Consider the following 24,316-nt stretch of genomic DNA (forward strand, 5'->3'; position numbering starts at 1 on the left):
TCATGCCTTGGGCACCATGTAGCCGAGGCCGCGCACGTTCTGGATCAAGTCGCTGCCCAGCTTCTTGCGCAAGCCATGGATATACACTTCCACGGCATTGCTGTTGACTTCATCCTTCCAGCTGTACAGCTTTTCTTCCAGCTGCGCGCGCGACAGCACGATGCCGGGGCGCGCGATCAAGGCTTCCAGTACGGCCCATTCGCGCGCCGACAGGTTGACCGGGTGACCCTCGGCGATCACTTCGCGCGTCAGCGGATTGATGGAAACGCCCTGGTGTTCGAAAATCGGTTCCGGCCGCCCCGAGGCGCGCCGCAGCAGGGCGCGTATGCGTGCCAGCAATTCGTCGAGATCATACGGTTTCAGCACGTAATCGTCGGCGCCCGCATCGAGGCCGGCGATGCGCTGCTCGACGGCGTCGCGCGCCGTGGCCACCAGCACCGGGGTATCGAGCTTGCGCAAACGCATCGAGCGCAGCACATCGAGGCCATCCTTGCGCGGCAAGCCCAGGTCCAGCAGCACCAAATCATAGGTCTGCGTCTGCAGGGCCGTGTCGGCCATGTCGCCATCCTTGACCCAGTCCACCGCGTAATGCTCGGCGCGCAGCAAATCGAGCACCACCTCGCCGATCATCGTGTCGTCTTCTACCAGCAATAAGCGCATGGCTTGCCTCTCTATCTCGTTATTCTCGTTTTCAACCCAAACGCACGGGGATGAATATCTTGTCGGGGCCGCGCTGTATCAGCAAGGCCACCGACTTGGCGGATTTTTCCACCACGTCGCGCACCTGCTCGACGGTGTTGACGGGGCGGCCATTCACCGACAATAGCACGTCGCCCGGCTGCACTCCGGCATTCGCGGCAGCACCGCCCGCGTCTTCCACCAGCAGGCCGGCGCTGATGCCCGCCTCGCGTTTTTCATCCGATTGTAACGGACGCAGGGCCAGGCCCAGCTTTACCTTGCCGGCCGCGCTGTCACTCTTCGCCACGTCGGCCACCTTGTCGGCCGCATTGCCCAGGGTTGCCGTCAGGCTGACGATCTTGCCGTCACGCCAGACATCCATGCTGATTTTGTCGCCTGGCAAGGAGGTACCCACCAGCGCGGGCAAGTCGGCCGAGCCGATGATGCGCTGGCCATTCACCTTGCGCACCACGTCGCCCGACTTCAGGCCCGCCTTGTCGGCCGGGCTGCCCCGCTCCACATTGGCGACCAAGGCGCCTTCCGGCGTGGCCAGCTTGAACGAGTCGGCAAAGCCTTGGTTGACTTCCTGCACCGTCACGCCCAGCTTGGCATGGCTGGCCTTGCCCGTGGCGACGATCTGGTCCTTGATGCGGCCGGCCAGGTCGATGGGGATGGCAAACGACAGGCCCTGGAAACCGCCCGTCTGGCTATAGATCTGCGAATTGATGCCGACCACTTCGCCGCGCGTATTGAACAGCGGGCCGCCCGAGTTGCCGGGGTTCACCGCCACGTCCGTCTGGATGAACGGCACATTGCTGTCGTCAGGCAGGGAACGGCCCTTGGCGCTGACCACGCCGGCCGTCACCGTGCTGTCGAAGCCATAAGGAGAACCGATGGCCAGCACCCACTCGCCCACTTTCAGGTCGCTCGAATGGCCGAGCGGCACGATGGGCAGGTTGTTGGCATCGATCTTCAGCACGGCGATATCGGTCTTGGGATCGGTGCCGAGCACCTTGGCGCGGAATTCGCGGCGGTCGTTGAGCTTGACGGTCACTTCGCGCGCATCGCGCACCACATGGGCATTCGTCATGATGATGCCGTCCGGACTGACGATGAAACCGGAACCGAGGCCATGCGTGGGCACGTCGCGGCCACCGCGCTGCCCGCCTTGCGGCCCCTGGAAGCGGCGGAAGAATTCGAAGAAGGGGTCGTTGCCGAAATCGTCATTGCCAGCCTGAGCCGATGGGTCGTACGCCACCTTGGTGCTGCCCGTGACGCTGATATTGACGACGGCCGGGCTATTGCGCGAAGCGATCTGGCTAAAGTCAGGCAAGGCCACCAGCGGCGCGGCAGCGGCGGGCGCCACGGCTGCAGCCACGGGAGCGGCGGGAGTGCCGGCGGCGGCATTCGCGCCAGCATTGTTCTGATGGATCACCATGGCGCCGCCGGCGCCCAGCACACCGATCGCGGCCAGCGCGGCTACAGTGCGTTTGATTTTCAGGGATGCGGTATTCGTTTGCTGTTCCATGAATTGCTCCTCATTCAATGAGATTTTGATGTATGCAATAGTGGGCCACGAGTCTTAGGCGGTGCTTAACATTTTTCCATTTGGAAACAGGCATTTGCGTCTTTAAGCATGGTTTAATCTTGCGTGCCACACGCACCTCGCATGGCGATCAATAAAGGGCCCGAACGGGCTCCAGACGTGACACTGGCCGGATCAACCGGCCAGTATTTTACTGCATGGGGAGGGGCTACCCCCTCCCGCCTATGCCAGCGCTTGGCGCCGAAATCAGCTCAGTTCAGGCTGCCTGACGCTGTTCCAGCGCGCTGACAGTAGCGCCGACACTGGTGTCGCTGCCGGTGCCGATCTCGATCTTGCGCGGTTTCAGCGCTTCCGGCACTTCACGCACCAGGTCGATGGTCAGCATGCCGTTTTCAAACGTGGCGCCCGTGACCTTCACGTGGTTGGCCAACTGGAAGCGTTGTTCGAAATCGCGGGCAGCGATGCCGCGGTGCAAGAACGTGCGCTCAACACAATCTTTCTGCTTGCGGCCCGTGACGTGCAGCGAGTCGCGTTCGGTGATGATATCGATCTCTTCGCGCGAGAAGCCGGCCAATGCCATCACGATGCGGTATTTATCCTCCGATACCAGTTCGATGTTGTAGGGCGGATAGCTCGGCTGTGCATCGGCGCGCTGTTCGTTGAGCAGCTGTGCCAGGCGGTCAAAGCCAATGGCGGAACGGTACAGGGGGGCAAGGTCAAAAGTACGCATGATAAATATCCTTTTCAAATGAAGCGATAAGAAGAGCGGACCTCACCATGAGCATCCGCTTGTTACCGATATACGGCCTCTCCAGCCCCCTTTCAAGGCCTTGAAATTGACGAAAAGCGCCCCAGACACCGCTAAATTTGTAAGAAATTTTTACATGGCCCATCCAGAGGGATTTGCATGGCGCCCCCTATGCGGGGCCGGCTTTTGGTGTATGCTGGCGGCATGAACAATGACACCGACATCCAGCTCAGCGGCCCCTTCAAGGCCACCGACGGCTCCGGCCGTGCCCACGACATCAAGGCCATCCGCATCTTCGACGAAGGCTACGGCATCATCGACGTCTACGTCGATTTCGCCGCCCCGCTCGAAGCGGGCGCCTGCAAGGACAAGACCCTGGTCGGCCACATCCTGGCCCGCCTGCGCAGCCTCGGCTACGTGGGCCCCGACTTCGGCCATGGCGATCTGGGCCTGCAAGACAAGAAACTGATCGTTCTGGAAGCCCCCGAGGAGTTTTCCGCCTTTGCCGTGAGCAAGGGCTGGAAAGACTTATCAGCAGAGTTTGACGAGGACTGAGCACCTGCAAAAAACCCGTGGCGTTGTTGCCGTGCCTCGTCGTACATTCGTACTGCCTTCGGCAAGGCGCCTAGCCCTGGGCATTTTTTCAGGCACTCAGCTTATTCAACTAGACCGACACCATCTGCGCCGCGCCAGCTTCTGTTGCCGCGGCGTTTTTCATGGGTGACCGCTTAGTTGAGCTTAGTTGATATAGCGCGCACTCCACGCGGCGATGACGTTGGCGACATACGCCGCATCATCGCGCCCCGTCAATAAGTGGTCGGCATCGTCGAGCGAAACGAAGCTTTTCGGGTGCTTGGCCGCCGTAAAGATATCCATTGCGTTCGACAGGCTCACCGTCGTGTCGTTCGGCGCGTGCATCACCAGCAGGGCGCGGCGCAGGCCGGCGATGTGCTCTTTTAAGCTGTGGCTGCCCGCGTCGTCGACGAATTGCTGGCGGATGCGAAATGGCCGCCCTTCCAGCTGCACCAGCGCCTCGCCCTCGGCGGCGATCCGCTCCAGGTGCTCGCTGAACATGCGCGTGACATATGCGGGTGTGCTGGGGGCGGCCAGAGTGACAATGGCGGTGGCTTCCGGTACTTGCGCGGCAGCGGCCAGCACGGCGGCGCCGCCCAGGCTGTGGCCGATCAGCAATTGCGGCGCAGAGTGTCTGGCCCGCAGGAAATCGGCGGCGGCAAGCAAATCGTCAACATTCGACGAGAAATTGGTGGCGGCAAACTCGCCCTCGCTGGCACCCAGCCCCGTGAAGTCGAAGCGCAGCACGGCGATGCCGTGTTCCGTCAAGCCTTGCGCGATGCGCCGCGCGGCCAGCACATCCTTGCCGCAGGTAAAACAGTGGGCGAACAGCGCGTACGCGCGGATGGCGCCGTCGGGCGCATCGAGGCGCGCCGCCAGCACATGGCCATGCGCGCCGGGAAAGTCTTGCCGGGTGGATTTCATTGTCTCAGATCAAAGCTGCCGCGCAGCGCGGCCGATGGCGCATTGTAGCGCCGCCCGGCCGCCAGCTGTTTTAAGCACGCTTCGGTATGTCGATGCCTTTCATGACGGCAGGGCGGGCCAGAAACGCGTCCAGCGCGCGCTGCACATTCGGGAAATTGTCGAAGCCGACGAGATCGCCAGCGCCATAAAACCCCACCAGGCAGCGCACCCACGGGAAGATGGCGATGTCGGCAATCGTGTATTGCCCGCCCATGATCCAGTCGCGGCCCTGCAGGCGCTGCTCGAGCACGCCCAATAAACGCTTGGCCTCGCCGATATAACGTTCCAGCGGACGCTTGTCTTCGTAGTCCTTGCCGGCGAATTTGTGGAAAAAGCCCACCTGGCCAAACATGGGTCCGATACCGCCCATCTGTAACATCAGCCACTGTATCGTTTCATAGCGCAGGCCCGCATTCTGGGGGATGAACTTGCCCGTTTTCTCGGCCAGGTACAGCAGGATGGCGCCCGACTCGAACAGGGCCAGCGGCTGGCCGTCGGGACCGTTCGGATCGAGGATGGCGGGAATCTTGTTGTTTGGATTGAGGGACAGGAATGCGGGCGACAGTTGCTCGTTCTGCTCGAAGCTGACCAGGTGCGGCTCGTACGCCAGACCCAGCTCTTCCAGCAGGATGGAGACCTTGACGCCGTTCGGCGTGGACAGCGAGTACAGCTGCAGGCGCTCGGGATGCCGGGCAGGCCATTTCTCGGTGATGGGGAAGTCGGAAAGTCGGGACATGGAAATCCTTATTGAAGTGGTTGACGCGGCGCAAGAAAGCAAGTATAGCCAAGCATGGCAATGTGCGTTGCGCGCCGTTTGAAGCGCTCTGGCCGCCACTCAGCCAAACAAACCATGCAGGAACCAGCGCGGCGCGGCATCTTCTCCGCTGCCGGCGATGCGTTCGCGGTAGACCCAGTAATGGGCGTGGTCGCGTCCTTCCGCGATGAAATAATCGCGCGCCTGCGACTGGCCCCACCAGCCCGCCTCAATGCGCTCGGCGACAGACACCATCTTCAGGGGCGAGCCATAGAAGGGCCGGTGCTCGCGCATCAAGAGGGCGATGGGCTGGGCCAGCAGCCAACCGGGGCGGGGCATGCCGGGCAAACCGGGCGGCAAGTCCGGCGCCACCTTCTTGCCACCGGGCTTCGTTGCCAGCGGCAGCCACTGGTTGGCGGCCTCGGGACGGTAATCGGCGCGCGGCGATGCCTGTAAGACATTCTCGGCACCCAGGCGCGCCACCAGCAATTCCATCAGGCGCTGGCGTTCCTGCGGCGTGCCGCCCGGCTCGGGAAACAGGCTCTCGCTGGGCGGCGCCATGTCTTGCACCTGCAGCGCTTCCAGGGTCAGGCCGATCACCGGTGCGTCCAGCACCAGTTGCGCCAGGCGCTCCTTGAGCAAACGCAATAAATGCTCGTCGCGCCAGACGGCCTCGCCCAGCGCCAGGTCGATGACGGTGGGCGGGCGCGCCACCCTGCCCCGCTCATGCGCCAGCAGCAGCTGTATGCGCTCGACGGCAAATTGCCGCGCGCACAGCCAGCCTGTCATCTGCTGCAGCAGGCGGCGCGCGCCGAACAGTAAGGCGTCCGCATGCTCCACGCGGTCGAACAATTCCAGGCTGGCACGGAACGTGGGCGGCGCTTCCACCCAGACGAACAGTTCCGTGCTGTGGCCATGCGCGTCGTCGAGCATGTCCAGCAAGGCGCCGCCGCAACGGCGCTGCAAGCCGGGCCAGGGCAACTGGCGCAGCTGCCCCAGAGTGCGGCAGCCGATGCCGTCGAACCAGTCCAGATAGGGGCGCGCGGGCGGCAGCAAGGCGCACGGCAGGCGGTCGAGGCGGCGGATGAGGCTATTCATGCCCAGCACGCGGGCCCGGCGCGTACCGGCGCGCGCCAGCAACCAGGCGCCGCGCGCCGTGGGCGCGCACGATAGCTGGGCCGTATAGCCCAGCGCGCGCAAACTGGCCGCAATCTGCCGGCACAGGGCGCGCACGCCGCCGAACAGGCGCAGGCTGGCGCCCGCATCGACCAGCAGGGTCGCTTCCTCGCCCTGCGCCACCAGCGGCGAGTACTGCAGCAGCGCCAGCGCCACCGCTTGCAGGGCCTGCGCTTCCAGCTCGGGCGAGCGTTCGTGCAGGTGCGCCTGCGGCGCCAGCATCAGCGCGCCCGCGCGGCGCATGCCCGGCCGAATGCCGGCCGCCCGCGCCAGCGGCGACAGGGCCATCACTTGCTCCTGCTCCAGCACCACGCCCAGGTGGTCAGCCGACCAGCGCGGGCAAAACACTTCGAGCGGGAGCCGGGGCAGGCACAGGCCGATCCAGAGTCGCATGGCGCAGCAGTAAAGAAGGAGGTTGCAGGGGCAGGAACAGGGGCGCGTCGCGCTGCGGTCCCCGGCGCTTGATGAAGCCGATCTCGATGCCGCCGGCGGCCGGGCGCACGGACAGGCGCAGCGGCGCCGGCGACGCATCCTGCGCGCCGTGCAGCGGGCGCAGCATGCAGAACAGGGTATTGCCGCCTTGCGCGGCCAGGTGCAGCCGGCGCAGGCTTTCGGCGCGCACGTGCGACTGCCAGAACAGCAAGGCGCCGCAACTGCCGCTGCGCAAGATGTTTTCCGCTGCCCACAAGGCATCCTTGCTGCCGGCGCTTTTGAGCCACAGCAGTTGCGAGGGCGCCAGGCCCTGCGCAGCCAGGGCCAGCGCCTGCGGCGGATGGGGCGGCTGCAGCAGCACGATGGGCAAGCCCGGCAGCTGCGCCAGCGCGGGCGCCAGCAAACGCAATTCGCCGCTACCCGGCTGCTGCACCAGCAGATCAATGAGGCTGCCGCTGGGCCAGCCGCCGCCGGGCAGTTGCGCGGACAGGGCGGCAAAACCCGTGTCCAGGCAGCGCGTGGCGCCCTGTCCCAGTTGCGATGCGCGCCATAAAGACGGGTGCAAGGCTTCCGGCGCGACCATCAATTGGGAATGTTGCATAATTGAACATGAAGATAAATACTGCATGCATATACAGTACTATCCAGTCCTCTTTTTGGCAAGGCTTATCTGCTTATTATCTGCGCAAGGCCTTCCCGGAGGCCGCTCCGCCATGTGCGAAAAACCCCGTTTTTGGCATCGATTGCTGTACCATAAGCACTCTCCTTACCGCCTGGCAAAGTACCAGTCGGCTTCCTCCGTCCATAAGGAAACGCATTTGACCGCCATCCAAATCATCAGCGCCGTCGTCTTCGGCCTTGCGCTCATCCACACCTTCGCCGCCAAGTCGTTTGAAACATTGTCGCGGCGCCATCCCCGCCATGCAGGCTTGCTGCACTTGCTGGGCGAAGTGGAAGTCGTGTTCGGCTTCTGGGCCTTCATTTTGATCATCATCATGGCTTTTGTCTCGGGCGGCGATGCGGCCATCGAGTATGCCGAGTCGCGCCAATACACGGAACCGCTGTTCGTCTTTGTCGTCATGGTCGTGGCCGCCTCACGCCCCGTGCTCGACGCCATGCAGCGCCTGCTGAAAAGCGTGGCGCGCGTGATGCCTTTGCGCACGGAACTGGCCCTCGTCTGGCTGGGCCTGGCGCTCGTGCCCCTGACGGGCTCCTTGATCACGGAACCGGCCGCCATGACCTTGGCCGCGCTGATGCTGGCGCCGCAAATTTTCCGCCCCGGCATCCCTGAATGGCTGAAATACGGCGCGCTGGGCGTGCTCTTCGTTAACGTTTCCATCGGCGGCACCCTCACCTCGTACGCGGCGCCGCCCGTGCTGATGGTGGCCACCACGTGGAACTGGGACAGCGCCTTCATGGCCACCCATTTCGGCTGGAAAGCCTCCATCGCCGTGCTGGTCAATGCCACGGGCGTGAGCATATTGCTGCGCAAATATCTGCACAGCAACACGTCCGACATCAAACCGAAGGCCGGCGAGGTGGAAGCGCCAAAAGTGCCGCTGGCCGTCAGCCTGGTGCACATGGTCGTGCTGGCCGGCGTGGTCATCCTGGCGCACCATCCTGTGCTGTTCATCGGCCTGTTCCTGTTCTTCCTCGGCTTCGTGCAGGCGTATGAGCGCTATCAAAGCCCGCTGATCCTGAAGGAAGGTTTATTGGTCGGCTTCTTCCTCGGCGGCCTGGTGGTACTGGGCGGCATGCAGCAATGGTGGCTGCAGCCCATCGTCTCGAGCCTGAAACCGCTGGCCCTGTTCTTCGGCGCCCTGGGTTTGACGGCGATTACCGACAATGCCGCCCTCACTTACCTGGGTTCGCTGATCGTCGGCATGACGGACGAAGCGAAATACATGCTGATGGCCGGCGCCGTGGCTGGCGGCGGCCTGACCGTCATCGCCAACGCGCCGAATCCGGCCGGCGTGGCCCTGCTGCGCCGCGGCTTCAAGGATGAATCGATCGGCGCGGTCGGCCTGCTGGCCGGCGCCCTGCTGCCAACGGCCGTGGCGGGCCTGGCCTTCCTGGCCCTGTAAGCCTCATCACGGGGCGGCTGCCAGCCGCCCCCGCTGCCCTCAATTTCCCTCCTCAGTTTCCTTCATGCACCAGGAAGTGCAGCCGGTCATAGAACAGGCTGTAGGCATAGTCGAACGTGCCCACGCTGCGAAAACCCTTGTGCAGATACACTTGCAAGGCTTCGCTCTTTTCCCACACCGTCAAGGTGATGCGCGCACAGCCCTTGCGGCTGGCCAGGTCGCGGATTTCATGGAACATTTGCCGGAACAGGCCCTGCCCCCGGTATTTCTCATCGATGGCCAGGCTGCTGACAAAACAGTCGTCGGCGCGCGCATGCGCGAGCACGAATGCGTCATACGCATCGTCGAGCGCCTTCATGTCATCGCGGTAATATGACACGGCGCCGCAAACCTGGAACTCGGCCATCGTCGCGGCCGTGAAAAAGCCGATGAAGCGCCCGTCCTCGTCATGCAGGCCGTGGATATGCGCCAGGTAGGGATCGATATTCTGCCGCCGCTGCAATTCGACGAACTGCAGATTGAGTTTATTGCCGAATGAGCAGTATTCGAGGTAGCTGGTGGCAAACAGCAGTTTCGCCATGCGGTTCTTCGTCTCGTCGCCCAGCAGTTCGCCCGCCACCAGCTTGAGCGGCGCATGCGACAGCAAGCCCGCCTGCACCTCGTCGCCGGACGGGGCGGCATCGCCGATGGCCGGCATGCGGCTGCCGTGGCGGCCCACGGTGGGGCGCCAGAAATTGCCGGCGGCAATATGCTGCGAACGGTGGGCCAGCAGGTAGCGGCAAAAGACGGCATTCACGCGGTCCAGCTGCGGGTCGTCCGACAGCACCGAGTAATAGTGGAAGTGATCGATTTCCGCCCGCAGCTGGGCCGCATACGCCATGCGCGGTACTTCCTCGATGTCGAATACATCGACGATGTTGACCAGGTGCAAAGGATCGTCGAGTTGCCAGTCGATTTCATCGAGCCTGGCGACGCAGCGCGCATACGCGCGCCGTTCCTCGTCGCTGAGCGGGATGTGTATGTCGGTAATGATATCGTCCAGCAAACGCATACCGCGGATGCCGCCCGCCACCGCTTCGTGCGCGCTGTCATACAGCACGCAATAGCGCTGGTAGAACTCGGCATGACTGAGCAGGGTCACGCCCAGGTTTTTCTTCCATTCGGCATAGAACTGGCCGAACAGCTGCGCCTCGAATTGCGGACAAGAATGGGGAATCTCCCCATCGATGCCCGCATAGGCGAGGTTCACATTGCGCTGGATCACCCGCAGCGCGGCATCGTTCTTCTTGGCGATCAGCATGCCCGTTTCATCGAGAAACAGATTCATCCAGCTGACATGCTGGCGCGCTTCGCCCTCGCATTCCCTGCGCTGGAAATAATCGGGCACTTCCGGCTTCATCAGGAAAATCGTCGCCGGATTGTGCGGGATCGTATCGACATCCATATATATGCCGCCGTATTCGCACATGATGAGGATGCGGAAATAATCGGACAGGGTGGCGAAGTAGCGCTGCGTATGCAGGGTATCGAGTATGTCGAAGCGGGCCGGCGCAAAGTCCAGCGCCAGCGCGCGCAGCGAGTTGATATGCAGGGTCGTGCCGTCGATGGCGTAACGGCCTATCGTATAGCGCCCGGCGCCGCCCGTGGGGCTGAAACGCGCATCATGGCGCAATTGCTGCGCATCCCAAGCCCACAGGATGGAGACATACGGCGCGCCGCCGTTGTGCCGCACCTCTTCCAACGCCGCGCCCCACTGCCCGATCGCTTCACAGGCGATGGCCGGCAACGGCCCGCCCATCCAGATGCGGTGCAGATAGCGCTCGTCATCGCCCAGCGCCCGCGTGGGGATGCAGCTGAGCGAGGAACAGCTTGCGGCATTGAAATGCGTAAAATTGGCGGCGACGAAGCTGCGCAGGGCGGCGATGCCCGCCTGGTGCTCCACGGCCAGTTGTTCCAGATCGCTGCCGGCCGGTCGGTCATCGGCCAGGGTGATGTAATCGAGTTTCAGCCGGTGGATGCGAAATTCGTACTCCAGGTTGAAAATCTTTGCTTGATCGTGTTTCGAGGCCAGGTCATCTATTTTCATGGGCGCACCATCTTCCGCAGGAGAGTGTCAGTAAACGTCGCAGGAGGTAAATCAAGGTCGAGAACATGCGCATCGTTGCGCCATCAGTGCCGGGCCAGCAGCACCTCGCTTTCCCGGCGCCCCGCCATGCCCCGCGTAAACAGCAGCAGGCAGGCGGCGATGACCACGATGACGGGGATATTCAGCAGCGCATACGTTTCCAGCGCATAGCCGAAGCGCTGGCACAGCACGTTGTACAGCTGCAGCCAGGCAGACAGATAAATGCAGTACAGCAAGCTCATGGCGGCCGTCGTCAGTGTCATCGATTCCTTGCTGGCCGTGAGCGCGCTGCGGATCAGGGCGCCGTTGAACAGGCCGAAGCCGATGGAATAGACAAACATGCAAGCGGCAAATACATCGACGTGATGGCGGCCCGCGCCGGCGCCCAACATGCCGGCGGCCGCGATCAGCCCGCCCAGGCGCAGCAGATGCACGAGCGGGAAATCCTGCCGCAGGCGCTGGATGGCGATGCTGCTGAGCACAAAGCCCGACAAAATCACGCATTGCAGCGCGATATAGGTAGCGTAGGAGGCGCCCATCTCCTGCAGCACGAAGATGGGCGAAAAGCCGATCCAGGCCGTCAGGGGCACGGTGGCCAGCCCGGCCGTGAACATGCCGAACATGAAGCGCCCGTTGCTGAAAATGGCGACATAGCTGTGCACGATGGCGCGGCCATCCAGGCGCGGCTGTGTCAGCGCCACGCGCGGCATGGTCTTGAACAGGCCCAGCAAGGACAGCAGCGCCAGCAGGCCGGAAAGGAAAAACACGTAGCGCCAGTCCAGCCGGCTGATGATGGCGCTGCCGAGGATGGGGCCGGCCAGGGGCGCGAGGATGGTGGTGCTCGACAAAATGCTGCTCAGCTTGACGGCCGCCATGTCGTCGAATAGTTCATGGATCATGGCATAGCCGACGAAGATGAAGCAGCAGCCCATGCCCTGGATGAAACGCAGGGCGAGAAATTGCTCGATGGACGTAGCAAACGGCACCGCCAGCGTGGCCAGCAGGAACAAGGTATTGCCGGTCAGCACCAGCTTGCGCTTGCCGATAGTGTCGGCCAGCGGGCCCAGGAAAATCTGCAGCGAGCTGCCGCCCAGCAGATACAGGCTGAGGGACAGGGGGACGAACTTTTTCTCCGCCTGGAACTCGTCGACGATGCCCAGCATCGCCGGCATGATCATGTCATTCGACAGATAGATATTCAGTTCAAAAACGAGGAAAAACGCAAAAAACCACAACAACTGCCTGGACTTGATGGACATGGCGCGTTCCGTAACGTGGGTGGCTGCCGTCAGGGCATGTCTACCGTCGGGGCATGGGACGGCGGACACGTCTCACACTGAAAACGTGTACCAATTGTATACCAATTAGTATTTTTAGCGCCTTTTTTTGTGATTTTTACATACCGAAGCAATACCACTAATGAGAAATCGAGGGCAGGACGGCATTCGGTGACGGAGCTGAAAAAGGTGCGACAGGCGCGCTGGCGCGGCCGTGCGGCGGCACGGCCAGCGCTGCGGAAAAGAGAGGAACGGTGCGTACCAGTGCCTGCCGCGCCGTTGCGGCGCGCGGCACGGCAGCCTATCGGCGGCGGTGGCTGGCGAAGAAATCGAGCAGCATCTTGCTGGCGTCGGGTTTGGCCTTGTCGTTGAACGGCAGGCTGGCATCGCCGCCGCTCCAGGCGTGTTCGAGGTGCTCGACCTGCGCCACGCGCAGCAGCACCACCTTGCCTACCTGATAGTCGTGCAGCGCATACGCATGCGCCGGATTGCGTCCGCCCGCCGCACCGCCAGGCAAGCGCTGCGCCGTCACCAGCGTATCGGCTGGCAGGCGGTTGACGCGCACGCTCTGGCGCACCAGCTGCGTCTGGTTAATGGGCCGCACCACTTTGTCGGCCTGCCCTTGCAGCAGCATGGTGGGCAGACGGGGAAACGCAGGCTGGCGCGCCAGCACTTCATCGATGGCCGCGTCGGTGCGGGCGGCAGCGCCATGCTGCATCACCTGCAGCGCGCCGATCAGGTTATGCCCGGCGCCAAACACGGGCCCGGAATGCAGACCCAGCGCGGCAAACAAATGCGGATGGTTCAAGGCCACGATATGCGCCATGCCGGCACCGGCGGAAATGCCGCAGATATAGATGCGTGCGCGGTCGATCGCGTAGCGGGCCGCCACCTGCTCGACGGCGCCCACGATCAGGCGCACGTCGCCGCCGCCCTCCTGCGTCAGTTTGTCGTACCACTTCCAGCAGCGGCGCGCATGCGAACGCAACGATTGCTGCGGATACAGCACGGCATAGCCCTTGCGCTCGGCCAGGCGGTTCATGCGCGTGCCTTCGGCAAACTGCGTGGCGCTCTGCTCGCAGCCGTGCAGCATCACCAGCAGCGGCCGGCCCCGGCTGCGCATGGCGGCGCTCGGCGCTTTTTCGGGCAGGTACAGGAAATACGGCAGGCGCCGGCCCGGCAACTGCCCCAGTTCAGGCAACGGCGCATAGTGGGCCGCCAGCCACTTGCCCGGCGGAGGCGCCGTTCGCTTGCGCACGCGCGGGGGCGACAGGGGCGTGGCGAAGGGCGCCAGCGAGGGCACGGCGTCGCTGGCGGGCCTGGCGCGCGGCTTGGCGACGGTTTTCGCCACTGCCTTGGCGCCGGTTTTGCTCACGACCTTGCTCACGACCTTGCGAGGCTTGGGCTTGGCTGGCACGGGCCCGAACAGCACCTTGGCCAGCCTGCTCGCCGTGCGCTGCTGCGCCTTGCCGGCGCGCAATAGCCCGCGCAGCCATTTGGTGGCGGGCTTCACCATGGCAAGCGGCGCGCGTGTCGTTGTGGAGCGTAGCGCAAGTTCATCCCACTGCATCGTTGCATCGTCAGCATGTGCGGCCTCCTCCGTAGAACGCATAGAGTACCGCAATTGGCGGACAACACCGTACGTTTGCACACCGATAAAAGTGCCGCAGACACCATTGAGGCAGATCAAACGCGACCTTGTGCGCATGCGTAATCTGGGGACTCGATCAGCACTTCACGAGGAGAGAACACCATGAGCTATCTGGACCGCGACATCCTGGGCATATACCGCAACCACGACGGCCCGGGGCCGGCCCTGATGGGGGCCGACACCCTGCTCGGCGACGATGTCTACAATCACAGCGACGAAGAACTGGGCGACATCAAGGAAATCATGCTCGACATGCGCACCGGCCAGATCGCCTATGCCGTGCTGTCCTTCGGCGGCATCCTGGGCATGGGCGACAAGCTGTTTGCCGTCCCTTGGGAACACCTGACCCTGGACCCCGTCAACAAGCGCTTCCTGCTCAACGTGGAAAAAAAGCAGCTGAAAGACGCACCCGGCTTCGACAAGAACAACTGGCCCGACATGGGCAGCGATGCGTGGAACCAGCAGATGGAAGCGTTCTATGGCAGCGGCACGCGCTATGGCAGCGGCGCCATGGCGGGCGGCCGCATGCAGTCGGAAAGCGAGCTGCGCGGTGGCGCCAGTCTGCAATCAGGCAGCGACGGCAGCATGTCCGGCACCTCCATGAGCGGCAGCCGCGCCGGCACGGGCAGCAGCCAGGGCGATGTGGGCAACCTCGGCTGGCGCTCCTCGCGCGGTGATGAAGATGAGACGAGATGAACAGGACATCCTAGCGCTGCATCGACTCCCATACTTTCTGTAACCTTTTGGCAGAAACAGGCATCGGCGTGCGCAATTCCTGCGCAAACAGGGACACGCGCAGCTCTTCCAGCATCCAGCGGAACTCCACCAGTTTCGGGTCCGTATTCTTGCCCGCCTGGCGGTCCTTGGCCTGACGCAAGTATGGTGCGGCCGCCGATTGCCATTCGGCCATCAACTTGGTGTCGCGCGCGGGGTCGGCGCGCAGCTTTTCCAGGCGCACATTGATCGCCTTCAAATAACGGGGGAAGTGCGCCAGCTGCGTGTACTCGTTTTCCGTCAGAAAGCGTTTATGCACGAGTCCCTGCAGTTGCGACTGGATATCGGCCGCCGCTGCTGCGGGAATATTCTGCAGGCGCTTGGGCAAGCCGTGGAATTCCGTCAGCACTTGCGACAGCAAACGGGCGATTTCATTCACCAGCAAAACGAGGCGCGACTTGCCCTCCGCCTGGCGCCTGGCAAACGAGGCGGCGTCCAGCGGCAGCGGCTCTTGCAGGCAGGCGATGTCGAGCGCCTTGTTGATGATTTGTTCGCGCAACTCTTCCTGCGAACCGAGGGCCATGAATTGCATGCCCATCTGCTGTAAACCAGGGATGTTTTTCTCGACGTACTTGATCTGTTCTTTCATTTGCAGCGCGAACAGGCGGCGCAAACCGATCTTGTGCGTGCGGGCGGCTACGGTCGGGTCGTCAAACACTTCCAGGTCGCAATGCGTGCCCTTGTCGACCAGGGCGGGGAAGCCGATCAGGGTCAGCTTGCCCTGCACGATTTCCAGCAACTCCGGCAATTCGCCGAAGGTCCAGCCCGTCAAACCCATGTGCTGCGAGACGGTGGCATTCGGGGACGCTGGCGCCGCAGCGGCAGCCGCTCCCTTGGCCGGCGCGCCGCCCTTGCCCGTTGCCGCGTTGGCGGCGGCGCCCTGGGCTTGCGCCTGCAGCCGCGACGCCACTTGCGCGCCCGCCACGCGGGCAGCAGGCGTACCCGTGCCGGAGACGCCCGACACTTCGGCCAATTTTTGAAAACTCTGGCGCGCCTGGCCGCCAAATTCCGCCTGCAGGGTGGCCAGGTTGCGGCCCATGTCCAGCTGGCGGCCATGTTCGTCGATCACCTTGAAATTCATGAAGTGATGGGCAGGCAGGGTTTCCGGCTTGAAGTCCGTCGTCAGCACATTGATGGTGATCCGCGTGCGGATGTCTGCGATGATGGCATCGATCAGATCGCCGCGGCCAAACACGCCCGCCTCATGCACGCGCTCGCAGAATTTCGCCGCGTAATCGGGCAGCGGAACGCAGTGGCGGCGCAGCTTTTGCGGCAGGGATTTCAGCAGCAGATGCACTTTTTCCTTCAGCATGCCCGGCACCAGCCATTCGCAGCGCTCGCGCGGCAACTGGTTCAGCGCATACAGCGGCACGCTCAAGGTCACGCCATCGCGCACGCTGCCCGGCTCGAAGTGGTATGTCAGGCCCATTTCCAGGCCCGTCACGGACATGGTTTTCGGGAACAAATCCGTCGTCACGCCGGCCGCCTCGTGACGCATCAGCTCTTCGCGGTTCAAATACAGCAGCTTCGGATTCTCGCGCGTGGCGTCCTTGTGCCATTTCTCGAAACCGGCGCCATTGCACACGTCCGCCGGCAGCAGCTTGTCGTAGAAGGCGGCGATCAATTCATCGTCGACCAGCACATCCAGGCGGCGCGATTTGTGTTCGAGATTTTCGATGTCCTTGATCAGCTTGTGGTTGTGCGCAAAGAACGGCGCGCGCGTGTCGAAGTCGCCGCCGACCAGCGCGTCGCGGATGAAGATTTCGCGCGCTTCCGGCAAGTTGAAATTGCCGTAGTTGATCCGGCGCTGGCTGTACACCACCAGACCATATAAAGTCGCGCGTTCCGACGCCGTCACCTGCGCAGAGCGTTTTTCCCAGCGCGGCTCACCCCACGATTTCTTCAGCAAATGCTCGCCGACTTTTTCCAGCCATTCTGGCTGGATCTGCGCCACGCAGCGCGCATACAAACGCGTGGTGTCGACCAGTTCGGCCGCCATGATCCACTTGCCCGGCTTTTTCAGCAGCGAGGAACCTGGCCAGATGTGGAACTTGATGCCGCGTGCCCCCAGGTAGCCTGCGCCCGGCTCGTCCTCGCCCTTGAAGCCGATATTGCCCAGCAAACCGGTCAGCAAGGCCATGTGCAGGTTGTCATAGGTAGCCGGCGCTTCGTTCAATCGCCAGCCCTGTTCCTTGACGATGGTCAGCAGCTGCGAATGCACGTCGCGCCATTCGCGCAAGCGCATCTGCGACAGGAAATTCGTGCGGCAATTATCCTGCAACTGGCGGTTGGTTTTCTTGTGCTCGATGGCCGATTCGAACCAGCGCCAGATTTTCAGGTAACTGAGGAATTCCGACTTTTCATCGGCGAATTTCTTGTGCGCCTCGTCGGCCGCCTGCTGGTGTTCCATCGGGCGGTCGCGCGGGTCTTGCACGGACAGGGCCGAAGCGACGATCAGCACTTCCGTCAGGCAGGCGTTATCCAGGGCGGCCAAAATCATGCGGCCCACGCGCGGGTCCAGCGGCAGCTTGGCCAGCTTGTTGCCCAGCGGCGTGAGCTGGTTGACCTCGTCGACGGCGCCCAGTTCCTGCAGCAGCTGGTAGCCGTCGGCCACCGCGCGCGCCAGCGGCGGCTCGATGAAGGGGAAGGTTTCCACGTCCGTCAGATGCAAGGATTTCATGCGCAGGATGACGGCGGCCAGCGAGGAGCGCAGGATTTCCGGCTCCGTGAACTTTGGCCGCAGCAAATAATCCTGCTCTTCGTACAAACGGATGCAGACGCCATCGGCCACGCGGCCGCAACGGCCGGCGCGCTGGTTGGCGGCCGACTGGGCGATCGGCTCGACCTGCAGCTGTTCGACCTTGTTGCGGTAGCTGTAGCGCTTGACCCGCGCCAGGCCCGCATCGACCACGTAGCGGATGCCGGGCACGGTCAGCGAGGTTTCCGCCACGTTGGTGGCCAGCACGATGCGGCGCGCATTGCTGGTTTTAAACACGCGCTCCTGCTCTTCGGCCGACAAACGGGCGAACAGGGGCAAAATCTCCACGTGCGGCGGATGGTGCTTGCGCAGCGCTTCAGCGCAGTCGCGGATTTCGCGCTCGCCCGGCAAGAACACCAGCACGTCGCCCGAGCCGATGCGGCACAGCTCTTCCACGCCATCGACGACGGCATCCATCAAGTCGCGCTTTTCGCGCGCGGCAGCGGTCCTCTGCCCCGGCCGGTCTGTTCCCGAACCGGCATTCGCGCCCGAACCCGGCATGGCCACCTGTTCGCGTTCCACGGGACGGTAGCGCACTTCCACCTGGTACAGACGGCCCGACACTTCGATCACGGGCGCGGGTTTTTCCGGCGTGCCGAAATGGCGCGAAAAGCGTTCCGCATCGATGGTGGCCGAGGTGATGATGATTTTTAAATCGGGCCGGCGCGGCAGCAGCTGTTTCAGATAACCGAGCAGGAAATCGATGTTCAGGCTGCGTTCATGCGCCTCATCGATGATGATGGTGTCGTAATTTTTCAACAAGGGGTCGGTCTGCGTCTCGGCCAGCAAGATACCATCCGTCATCAGCTTGACGGACGCGCCACGGCTCAGGGTGTCGGTAAAGCGCACCTTGAAACCCACCGTTTCACCCAGCGGCGTACCGAGTTCCTGCGCGATGCGCTTGGCTGTCGAGGAAGCGGCGATACGGCGCGGCTGCGTGTGGCCGATCATGCCCTTCTGGCCCCGTCCCAGTTCCAGGCAAATCTTCGGCAATTGGGTCGTCTTGCCGGAACCCGTCTCGCCCGAAACGATGATGACCTGGTTTTCCGTGAGCGCCTTGGCGATTTCCGCACGCCGGCCCGAGACGGGCAAGTCTTCCGGATAGGTGATCGGTGGCAGCGGGTTACGGAAGGTTTTTTCCGCCTCGCGCGCGGCGCGGGCGGCATCGCGGCTTTCGCGGTTTTCCTGCCCCTCGCGCGGCGGGCGCGCGGCCTGGGCCTTGCCCTCACCCGCGCGCTGCTGCTGTTGCTGTTTCTGTTGTTCCGTGCGCTGCTGCTGCCTTTGCTGACTCACGGGCGGGCGCTGGCGGCCCTGCGCAGGCGTGGCGGCAGGCGTGAAAACATCGCCGCTGGCGGGCACATTTGCAACGGTGGAAGGAGGGGAAGACTTATTGCTGGCTGAAGACATTGTTTTTTACAGGTATTTTAAGCGCGCACATCGCGCAGCGAATTATAATGCGCTTAATGGAAAACCCTACCCAATTCGTCCAATGGCTGCGCTCAGTCGCGCCCTACATCCACGCCTTTCGCGGCAAGACCTTCGTGGTCGCCTTCCCCGGTGAACTCGTCAGCGCCGGGGCGCTGCAGGTACTGGCCCATGATTTGTCCCTGCTGCATGCACTGGACATCAATGTCACCGTTGTCTACGGCTCACGGCCGCAGGTAGCGGAACAACTGGCCTTGCGTAACGTCGAAGGCCGCTTCCACAACGGCGTGCGCATCACGGACATCGCAGCGCTGGAATGCGCGAAAGAAGCGGCCGGCGAGTTGCGCCTCGATATCGAAGCCGCGTTCAGCCAGGGCTTGCCGAACACGCCCATGTCGCATGCGGCTATCCGTATCATTTCCGGCAACTTCATCACGGCCCGCCCGCTGGGCGTGATCGATGGCGTGGACCTGGAACTGACGGGCATCACGCGCAAGGTCGACGCCGAAACCATCCACTCCATCCTCGGTTCGGACGGCCTGGTGCTGCTCTCGCCGCTGGGCTTCTCGCCCACGGGCGAAGCATTCAACCTGACCATGGAAGACGTGGCCTGCAGCGCCGCCATCGCCCTGCATGCGGACAAACTGATTTTTATTACCGAAACGCCGATGATGGAAGACGCCACGGGCGTGGAAATCCGCGAACTGTCGTCGCACCAGGCCGAAGCCGTGCTGATGGCCGGTTTCTTGCCGGACGCCACGGCGTTCTACCTGAAACATTGCGTCAAGGCATGCCACAACGGCGTCGAGCGCTCGCACATCGTGCCCTTCTCGATGGACGGTTCGGCCCTGCTGGAATTGTTTACCCATGATGGCGTGGGCACCATGATCAGCCACGAAAACCTGGAAAGCCTGCGCCAGGCCACCATCGAAGACGTGGGCGGCATCATCAAGCTGATCGAACCGCTGGAAGCGGACGGCACCCTCGTCAAGCGGGGCCGCGAGCTGATCGAGCGCGAAATCGATTATTTCTCCGTCATCGAGCATGATGGCGTGATCTTCGGCTGCGCCGCCCTGTACCCCTTCCCCGCGCAAAAAATGGCGGAAATGGCATGCTTGACCGTCAACCCGGAAGTACAAGCCCAGGGAGATGGCGAGCGCATCTTGAAACACATGGAAAACCGCGCGCGCGCCGCCGGCCTGAACAAACTGTTCGTGCTGACCACGCGCACCTCGCACTGGTTCAAGAAACGGGGCTTCGTGCCGGCCACCGTCGACGATTTGCCGAAGGACCGCCAGCATATGTATAACTGGCAACGCAAATCCCAGGTGCTCATCAAGACACTGTAAAAATGAAAAAATCCCGGCATGCCGGGATTTTTCATTACTTAAATAGCATTATTTGATATTCAGCGGTGCAAACGATTTGACCAGGTCATCGAGCGCCTTCAATTGCGCCAGGAACGGTTCCAGCTGGTCCAGCGGCAGGGCGCTGGGGCCATCGCAGCGGGCGTTGTCAGGGTCAGGATGGGCTTCCAGGAACAGGCCGGCGATGCCGACGGCCAGGCCGGCGCGGGCCAGGTCCGCCACTTGCTGGCGGCGGCCGCCCGAAGCGGCGCCGCCGGGGTCGCGCTGCTGCAGGGCGTGCGTGACGTCGAAAATGATGGGCAGGTCGTCGCAAGTCTTCTTCATGACGCCAAAGCCCAGCATGTCGACCACCAGGTTGTCGTAGCCGAGGCAGGTGCCGCGGTCGCACAGGATCAATTGGTCGTTGCCCGCTTCCTTGAATTTCTCGACGATATTGGCCATCTGGCCAGGGCTCAAAAATTGCGGCTTCTTGATGTTGATGACTTTACCCGTTTTCGCCAGGGCCACGACGAGGTCCGTCTGGCGCGCCAGGAACGCGGGCAGTTGCAGCACGTCGACCACTTCGGCCACCTGCTGCGCCTGCCATGGCTCATGCACGTCGGTAATCACGGGCACGCCAAACGCCGCCTTCACGTCCTGGAAGATGCGCATGCCTTCTTCCAGGCCCGGGCCACGGTAGGAATGGATGGATGAACGGTTGGCCTTGTCGAAACTGGCCTTGAACACATAGGGAATGCCCAGTTTTTGCGTCACGCGCACATATTCTTCGCAGGCGCGCATGGCGAGATCGCGCGATTCGAGTACGTTGATGCCGCCAAACAGCACGAAGCTGCCTTCATTGCTGACGTCGATGCCATTGACTTTCACTGAGGTCATAGGGAATTCCATATTGGTTAATTGCTACTACTTACTTGGACGAGGCGCAGCCAGCGGCTGGCGCGATAAGGCATCTTACTAGCTAGGGCGGCACAGATCAAATTTGATCCAGCGCAAGGGCGCGGCAAACGGCGTGTAGCCAAGCCGCGACGCCCCCGCGAGGGCAGGCGCAAAGTGCCTTATAATCACGCTTTATCTCTACACTGATTCAGGAGCACAGATGGCCCGCACGATCCACTGCATCAAACTCAACAAGGAAGCCGAAGGACTGGATTTCCCACCGTACCCGGGCGAACTGGGCAAGAAGATTTACGAATCGGTGTCGAAAGAAGCGTGGGCCGCCTGGCTCAAGCACCAGACCATGCTGGTCAATGAAAACCGCCTGAATCTGGCCGACGCGCGCGCCCGCAAATACCTGGCCACGCAAATGGAAAAACATTTCTTCGGCGATGGCGCCGATGCGGCCATGGGCTACGTTCCGCCAACGGAATAAGTTTTTCGCTTTGAATGCCCGTGGCCGACGCGCCACGGGTAGCCCTCCCCCTTCGCCTTCCCGTTTCACGCCGCCTGACGCTGTTTCACGGCAGACCTTTCCCGTTTCGTCGCAAGCACCTCGCCGCCCACGCCGCCCGCTGGCACAGTACGTCCATCGACAACTTCATTCCAGGGCGGACACCATGTTGCAGCAAATCTTCAGCCACACTCCCCTCTACGTCTGGGCCATCCTGGGCTTCCTCGTGTACCGCGGCGTGCTGGCCAGCCGCGCGCGTGAAGTGAGCTTGCGCAAGCTGTACACCATTCCCCTGGTCATGCTGGTCCTGTCCCTGAGCGGCGTGTACGGCAGTTTCGGCTTGGCCGGCATCGCGCCATTCGCCTGGGCCGCCGGCGCCCTGGCCGGTGCGGCGCTGGCCTGGACGCTGAGCGATGCGCACAAAATAGTCGCCATTCCCGAGCGGGGCAGCGTGCAGCGCCCCGGCAGCTGGGTGCCATTGATCTTGATGATGAGCATTTTTTGCATGAAATATGCGGTCGCCGTGACCCTGGCCATCGCCCCGGCGACTGCCCATGCGACCGGCTTCAGCGTGCCCGTCTGCCTCGCCTACGGTGGCTTCAGCGGCATCTTCCTCGGTGGCTTGCTGCGCACCGTGGCCGTGTACCGGGCGGTGCAAACGGAAGGCTGGGGTCAGACCCGGCGGGTCTGACCCCGGATTTCTGCTGCGTATCAGTATGCCAACGTCCGCACGCCTTCCGGCATGCCCAGCAGGCAGACATTCGCGCCGCGCACGGCGAACAGGCCGACGGCGATGACGCCGACGATCTGGTTGATCTGCTGTTCCAGCGCCACCGGATCGGCGATCTGCAAGCCCAGCACGTCGATGATTTCGCCACCATTGTCGGTAATGAACGCTTCCGTGCTGCCAGCCTTCAGGCGCAAGCGGGGCGTGCCGCCCAGCGCAGCCAGCTGGCGCGATACGGCGGCGCGGGCCATCGGCACCACCTCCACCGGCAGCGGGAAGGCGCCCAGAGTGCCCACCAGCTTGGAGCCATCGGCGATGCAGACGAACTGTTTCGCTACGGAAGCCACGATCTTTTCACGCGTCAATGCCGCGCCGCCGCCCTTGATCATGGCGCCGCTGGCCGTGATTTCATCGGCGCCGTCGATATAGACGGCGATCGACTCGACATCGTTCAAGTCGAAGACGGCAATGCCATGGCCTGCCAGGCGCGCGGCCGTCGCTTCGGACGATGCGACCGTGCCTTTGATGCGGTCCTTGATCTTGGCCAGTTCATCGATGAAAAAGTTGGCGGTGGAACCGGTGCCGACACCGATGATTTCACCATCGACTACGTAATCAATGGCGGCGCGGGCTACGGCTTGCTTCAATTCGTCTTGGGTCATGACATTCAGGCTAAAGTGGGGAATGGCGCTATTTTAACGGATTGCCAGCCCGGCCAGCCGGCCATGATGACCGACGATGCGACCGGATACAACAGGCAAGTGGAAAAACCTTGCCCTAGGGCAATTTCCCACCCAATTACTCTCTATGCCCTTTAAAATATGCGAAAATGGAACGATTGACCGATATGACGTTTCAGGAATAGCAAATGAATCACAGTAAACAGGTACTTGTTGTCGATGACAGCCGGGTTTCACGTTTGATGTCGCATCAGTTCATCCTCAGCAAACATGCCGACTGGCAAGTGATTGAGGCGGCGACGGGTGAAGAAGCCCTGGAAAAAGTCAAGACAGTCAACCCTGTCCTGATATTACTGGATGTCAACATGCCCGGCATGGGCGGCGTGGCGGCAGCGGAACAATTGCGCGTGCTGTGTCCGCAAACGCACATCATTCTTGTCACGGCGAATGTGCAAAACGCCATCCGCAACCGTGCCAGCGAGATGAAAGTCGGCTTCATGGAAAAACCCATTACGGAAACCCGCATCCATCAGCTGATCGAATCACTGGGACTGTGAGCATGATCAATCTCTCCGAACTCGAAAACGATGCCCTGGTAGAGATATTCAACATCGGAGTGGGCCATGCTGCCGCCGCGATGAGCGAGATCGTCAATGAAGAAGTTACCATGTCGGTGCCGTCGATCACCTTCCTGAACCGTGCCGACGCGGCCGCCCTGCTGGGCAGCAAGAAGGATGGCGAACGCATCTGCGGCGTCAGCCAGCATTACGATGGCGCCTTCGCCACCGAAGCCATCCTGATGTTCCCGGAAGACAAGAGCCTGGAAATCGTGCGCCTGATGGTGGGCGACGCCATGCCGCTGCAGGAACTGACGGAGATGGAACAGGAGGCGATGAGCGAAATCGGCAACATCATCCTCAATTCCTGCGTGGGCACGCTGGCCAACCTGTTCGACAGCGAACTGCATGGTTCGCTGCCCCTGTACCACGTGGGCACCAGCGCGGAAATCCTCTCCTCGTTCGGCGGCCGCGATGACGAGGCCGTCGTGCTGATGCTGCATATCGACTTCGTGCTGTCCAAGCACCAGATCCACGGCTATGTCGCCTTCGTACTCGACCTGTCCGCCTTGCACGACCTGAAACAGCAGGTCAGCCGCTATCTGGCCAAGGTCCTGGGACAGGCGTGACGATC

General features: G+C 62.5%; 21 protein-coding genes. 8 read left to right on the forward strand and 13 right to left on the reverse strand.

Annotation, left to right across the window (positions count from 1 at the left end; genetic code table 11):
- The 3 genes from ACQ4WP_RS04345 to ACQ4WP_RS04355 form a co-directional block, all read right to left on the reverse strand.
- Positions 1 to 660 (reverse strand): response regulator, encoded by a 660-nt coding sequence (locus ACQ4WP_RS04345; protein WP_010400558.1) that lies wholly within the window; start codon positions 658 to 660, stop codon positions 1 to 3.
- Positions 661 to 691: 31 nt separating this feature from the next.
- Complete coding sequence (locus tag ACQ4WP_RS04350; protein WP_436518843.1) at positions 692 to 2,206, reverse strand: Do family serine endopeptidase; 1,515 nt, start codon at positions 2,204 to 2,206, stop codon at positions 692 to 694.
- 274 nt (positions 2,207 to 2,480) lie between these two features.
- On the reverse strand, positions 2,481 to 2,954 hold the full coding sequence (locus ACQ4WP_RS04355) for an Hsp20 family protein (RefSeq protein WP_436518844.1): 474 nt from the start codon (positions 2,952 to 2,954) through the stop codon (positions 2,481 to 2,483).
- Between the two features lie 222 nt (positions 2,955 to 3,176).
- On the opposite strand from ACQ4WP_RS04355, the gene ACQ4WP_RS04360 reads away from it, so the two are divergent.
- Positions 3,177 to 3,527, forward strand: coding sequence for a hypothetical protein (locus ACQ4WP_RS04360; RefSeq protein WP_099668403.1), 351 nt, complete (start codon positions 3,177 to 3,179; stop codon positions 3,525 to 3,527).
- A gap of 183 nt (positions 3,528 to 3,710) precedes the next feature.
- Here ACQ4WP_RS04360 and ACQ4WP_RS04365 read toward each other — a convergent pair whose 3' ends face one another.
- The 4 genes from ACQ4WP_RS04365 to imuA all read right to left on the reverse strand — a co-directional run bounded on the left by ACQ4WP_RS04365 (position 3,711) and on the right by imuA (position 7,471).
- Positions 3,711 to 4,469 (reverse strand): alpha/beta hydrolase family protein, encoded by a 759-nt coding sequence (locus tag ACQ4WP_RS04365; RefSeq protein WP_436518845.1) that lies wholly within the window; start codon positions 4,467 to 4,469, stop codon positions 3,711 to 3,713.
- A gap of 70 nt (positions 4,470 to 4,539) precedes the next feature.
- Positions 4,540 to 5,244, reverse strand: coding sequence for a glutathione S-transferase N-terminal domain-containing protein (locus ACQ4WP_RS04370; RefSeq protein ID WP_436518846.1), 705 nt, complete (start codon positions 5,242 to 5,244; stop codon positions 4,540 to 4,542).
- Positions 5,245 to 5,343: 99 nt separating this feature from the next.
- Positions 5,344 to 6,831: a Y-family DNA polymerase gene (locus ACQ4WP_RS04375; RefSeq protein ID WP_436518847.1), complete on the reverse strand. Its 1,488-nt coding sequence runs from the start codon at positions 6,829 to 6,831 to the stop codon at positions 5,344 to 5,346.
- Positions 6,761 to 7,471, reverse strand: coding sequence for a translesion DNA synthesis-associated protein ImuA (imuA, locus tag ACQ4WP_RS04380; protein ID WP_436518848.1), 711 nt, complete (start codon positions 7,469 to 7,471; stop codon positions 6,761 to 6,763). The genes ACQ4WP_RS04375 and imuA overlap by 71 nt, the downstream gene beginning before the upstream one ends.
- A gap of 217 nt (positions 7,472 to 7,688) precedes the next feature.
- On the opposite strand from imuA, the gene ACQ4WP_RS04385 reads away from it, so the two are divergent.
- A complete protein-coding gene (locus ACQ4WP_RS04385; protein WP_436518849.1) occupies positions 7,689 to 8,954 on the forward strand; it encodes a putative Na+/H+ antiporter in 1,266 nt (421 codons plus the stop codon).
- Positions 8,955 to 9,006: 52 nt separating this feature from the next.
- On the opposite strand, the gene ACQ4WP_RS04390 is transcribed toward ACQ4WP_RS04385, so the two are convergent.
- The 3 genes from ACQ4WP_RS04390 to ACQ4WP_RS04400 all read right to left on the reverse strand — a co-directional run bounded on the left by ACQ4WP_RS04390 (position 9,007) and on the right by ACQ4WP_RS04400 (position 13,872).
- Positions 9,007 to 11,040: a GNAT family N-acetyltransferase gene (locus ACQ4WP_RS04390; RefSeq protein ID WP_436518850.1), complete on the reverse strand. Its 2,034-nt coding sequence runs from the start codon at positions 11,038 to 11,040 to the stop codon at positions 9,007 to 9,009.
- Positions 11,041 to 11,123: 83 nt separating this feature from the next.
- Complete coding sequence (locus ACQ4WP_RS04395; protein ID WP_436518851.1) at positions 11,124 to 12,338, reverse strand: MFS transporter; 1,215 nt, start codon at positions 12,336 to 12,338, stop codon at positions 11,124 to 11,126.
- A gap of 319 nt (positions 12,339 to 12,657) precedes the next feature.
- Positions 12,658 to 13,872, reverse strand: a complete 1,215-nt coding sequence (locus tag ACQ4WP_RS04400; RefSeq protein WP_436518852.1) for an extracellular catalytic domain type 1 short-chain-length polyhydroxyalkanoate depolymerase — start codon at positions 13,870 to 13,872, stop codon at positions 12,658 to 12,660.
- 237 nt (positions 13,873 to 14,109) lie between these two features.
- Here ACQ4WP_RS04400 and ACQ4WP_RS04405 point away from each other — a divergent pair, with 237 nt between their 5' ends.
- On the forward strand, positions 14,110 to 14,703 hold the full coding sequence (locus tag ACQ4WP_RS04405) for a PRC-barrel domain-containing protein (RefSeq protein WP_436518853.1): 594 nt from the start codon (positions 14,110 to 14,112) through the stop codon (positions 14,701 to 14,703).
- Between the two features lie 10 nt (positions 14,704 to 14,713).
- On the opposite strand, the gene hrpA is transcribed toward ACQ4WP_RS04405, so the two are convergent.
- Positions 14,714 to 18,946, reverse strand: coding sequence for an ATP-dependent RNA helicase HrpA (gene hrpA / locus ACQ4WP_RS04410; RefSeq protein WP_436518854.1), 4,233 nt, complete (start codon positions 18,944 to 18,946; stop codon positions 14,714 to 14,716).
- Positions 18,947 to 19,002: 56 nt separating this feature from the next.
- Between hrpA and argA the strand changes: the two genes are divergently transcribed.
- Positions 19,003 to 20,313, forward strand: a complete 1,311-nt coding sequence (gene argA, locus ACQ4WP_RS04415) for an amino-acid N-acetyltransferase (protein WP_046685875.1) — start codon at positions 19,003 to 19,005, stop codon at positions 20,311 to 20,313.
- A gap of 48 nt (positions 20,314 to 20,361) precedes the next feature.
- Here the strand turns inward: argA and kdsA are convergent, their stop codons facing one another.
- Positions 20,362 to 21,207 (reverse strand): 3-deoxy-8-phosphooctulonate synthase, encoded by an 846-nt coding sequence (gene kdsA / locus ACQ4WP_RS04420; RefSeq protein ID WP_436518855.1) that lies wholly within the window; start codon positions 21,205 to 21,207, stop codon positions 20,362 to 20,364.
- Positions 21,208 to 21,427: 220 nt separating this feature from the next.
- On the opposite strand from kdsA, the gene ACQ4WP_RS04425 reads away from it, so the two are divergent.
- Both ACQ4WP_RS04425 and ACQ4WP_RS04430 read left to right on the forward strand, forming a co-directional pair.
- Entirely contained in the window at positions 21,428 to 21,700 is a 273-nt protein-coding gene (locus ACQ4WP_RS04425) for an oxidative damage protection protein (RefSeq protein WP_034750797.1), read from the forward strand.
- Positions 21,666 to 22,409, forward strand: coding sequence for a DUF6622 family protein (locus tag ACQ4WP_RS04430; protein ID WP_436518856.1), 744 nt, complete (start codon positions 21,666 to 21,668; stop codon positions 22,407 to 22,409). The genes ACQ4WP_RS04425 and ACQ4WP_RS04430 overlap by 35 nt, the downstream gene beginning before the upstream one ends.
- 20 nt (positions 22,410 to 22,429) lie before the next feature.
- Here the strand turns inward: ACQ4WP_RS04430 and rpiA are convergent, their stop codons facing one another.
- Positions 22,430 to 23,107 (reverse strand): ribose-5-phosphate isomerase RpiA, encoded by a 678-nt coding sequence (gene rpiA, locus ACQ4WP_RS04435; RefSeq protein WP_436518857.1) that lies wholly within the window; start codon positions 23,105 to 23,107, stop codon positions 22,430 to 22,432.
- Positions 23,108 to 23,313: 206 nt separating this feature from the next.
- On the opposite strand from rpiA, the gene ACQ4WP_RS04440 reads away from it, so the two are divergent.
- Together ACQ4WP_RS04440 and ACQ4WP_RS04445 are read left to right on the forward strand one after the other, a co-directional pair.
- Positions 23,314 to 23,682 (forward strand): response regulator, encoded by a 369-nt coding sequence (locus ACQ4WP_RS04440; protein ID WP_436510929.1) that lies wholly within the window; start codon positions 23,314 to 23,316, stop codon positions 23,680 to 23,682.
- A 2-nt stretch (positions 23,683 to 23,684) separates the two neighbouring features.
- On the forward strand, positions 23,685 to 24,311 hold the full coding sequence (locus ACQ4WP_RS04445; protein WP_436518858.1) for a chemotaxis protein CheC: 627 nt from the start codon (positions 23,685 to 23,687) through the stop codon (positions 24,309 to 24,311).
- Positions 24,312 to 24,316 lie beyond the last annotated feature (5 nt).

The sequence above is a fragment of the Janthinobacterium lyxosi genome (assembly GCF_051380665.1).
In the GTDB taxonomy this organism is placed as follows: Bacteria; Pseudomonadota; Gammaproteobacteria; order Burkholderiales; family Burkholderiaceae_D; genus Janthinobacterium.

Excerpts from the sequence above, each read along its gene's own strand:
- ACQ4WP_RS04345 (WP_010400558.1), bottom strand. The coding sequence starts at position 660 with ATGCGCTTATTGCTGGTAGAAGACGACACGATGATCGGCGAGGTGGTG.
- ACQ4WP_RS04350 (WP_436518843.1), bottom strand. The coding sequence starts at position 2,206 with ATGGAACAGCAAACGAATACCGCATCCCTGAAAATCAAACGCACTGTA.
- ACQ4WP_RS04355 (WP_436518844.1), bottom strand. The coding sequence starts at position 2,954 with ATGCGTACTTTTGACCTTGCCCCCCTGTACCGTTCCGCCATTGGCTTT.
- ACQ4WP_RS04360 (WP_099668403.1), top strand. The coding sequence starts at position 3,177 with ATGAACAATGACACCGACATCCAGCTCAGCGGCCCCTTCAAGGCCACC.
- ACQ4WP_RS04365 (WP_436518845.1), bottom strand. The coding sequence starts at position 4,469 with ATGAAATCCACCCGGCAAGACTTTCCCGGCGCGCATGGCCATGTGCTG.
- ACQ4WP_RS04370 (WP_436518846.1), bottom strand. The coding sequence starts at position 5,244 with ATGTCCCGACTTTCCGACTTCCCCATCACCGAGAAATGGCCTGCCCGG.
- ACQ4WP_RS04375 (WP_436518847.1), bottom strand. The coding sequence starts at position 6,831 with ATGCGACTCTGGATCGGCCTGTGCCTGCCCCGGCTCCCGCTCGAAGTG.
- imuA (WP_436518848.1), bottom strand. The coding sequence starts at position 7,471 with ATGCAACATTCCCAATTGATGGTCGCGCCGGAAGCCTTGCACCCGTCT.
- ACQ4WP_RS04390 (WP_436518850.1), bottom strand. The coding sequence starts at position 11,040 with ATGAAAATAGATGACCTGGCCTCGAAACACGATCAAGCAAAGATTTTC.
- ACQ4WP_RS04395 (WP_436518851.1), bottom strand. The coding sequence starts at position 12,338 with ATGTCCATCAAGTCCAGGCAGTTGTTGTGGTTTTTTGCGTTTTTCCTC.
- ACQ4WP_RS04400 (WP_436518852.1), bottom strand. The coding sequence starts at position 13,872 with ATGGTGAAGCCCGCCACCAAATGGCTGCGCGGGCTATTGCGCGCCGGC.
- ACQ4WP_RS04405 (WP_436518853.1), top strand. The coding sequence starts at position 14,110 with ATGAGCTATCTGGACCGCGACATCCTGGGCATATACCGCAACCACGAC.
- hrpA (WP_436518854.1), bottom strand. The coding sequence starts at position 18,946 with ATGTCTTCAGCCAGCAATAAGTCTTCCCCTCCTTCCACCGTTGCAAAT.
- argA (WP_046685875.1), top strand. The coding sequence starts at position 19,003 with ATGGAAAACCCTACCCAATTCGTCCAATGGCTGCGCTCAGTCGCGCCC.
- kdsA (WP_436518855.1), bottom strand. The coding sequence starts at position 21,207 with ATGACCTCAGTGAAAGTCAATGGCATCGACGTCAGCAATGAAGGCAGC.
- ACQ4WP_RS04425 (WP_034750797.1), top strand. The coding sequence starts at position 21,428 with ATGGCCCGCACGATCCACTGCATCAAACTCAACAAGGAAGCCGAAGGA.
- ACQ4WP_RS04430 (WP_436518856.1), top strand. The coding sequence starts at position 21,666 with ATGCGGCCATGGGCTACGTTCCGCCAACGGAATAAGTTTTTCGCTTTG.
- rpiA (WP_436518857.1), bottom strand. The coding sequence starts at position 23,107 with ATGACCCAAGACGAATTGAAGCAAGCCGTAGCCCGCGCCGCCATTGAT.
- ACQ4WP_RS04440 (WP_436510929.1), top strand. The coding sequence starts at position 23,314 with ATGAATCACAGTAAACAGGTACTTGTTGTCGATGACAGCCGGGTTTCA.
- ACQ4WP_RS04445 (WP_436518858.1), top strand. The coding sequence starts at position 23,685 with ATGATCAATCTCTCCGAACTCGAAAACGATGCCCTGGTAGAGATATTC.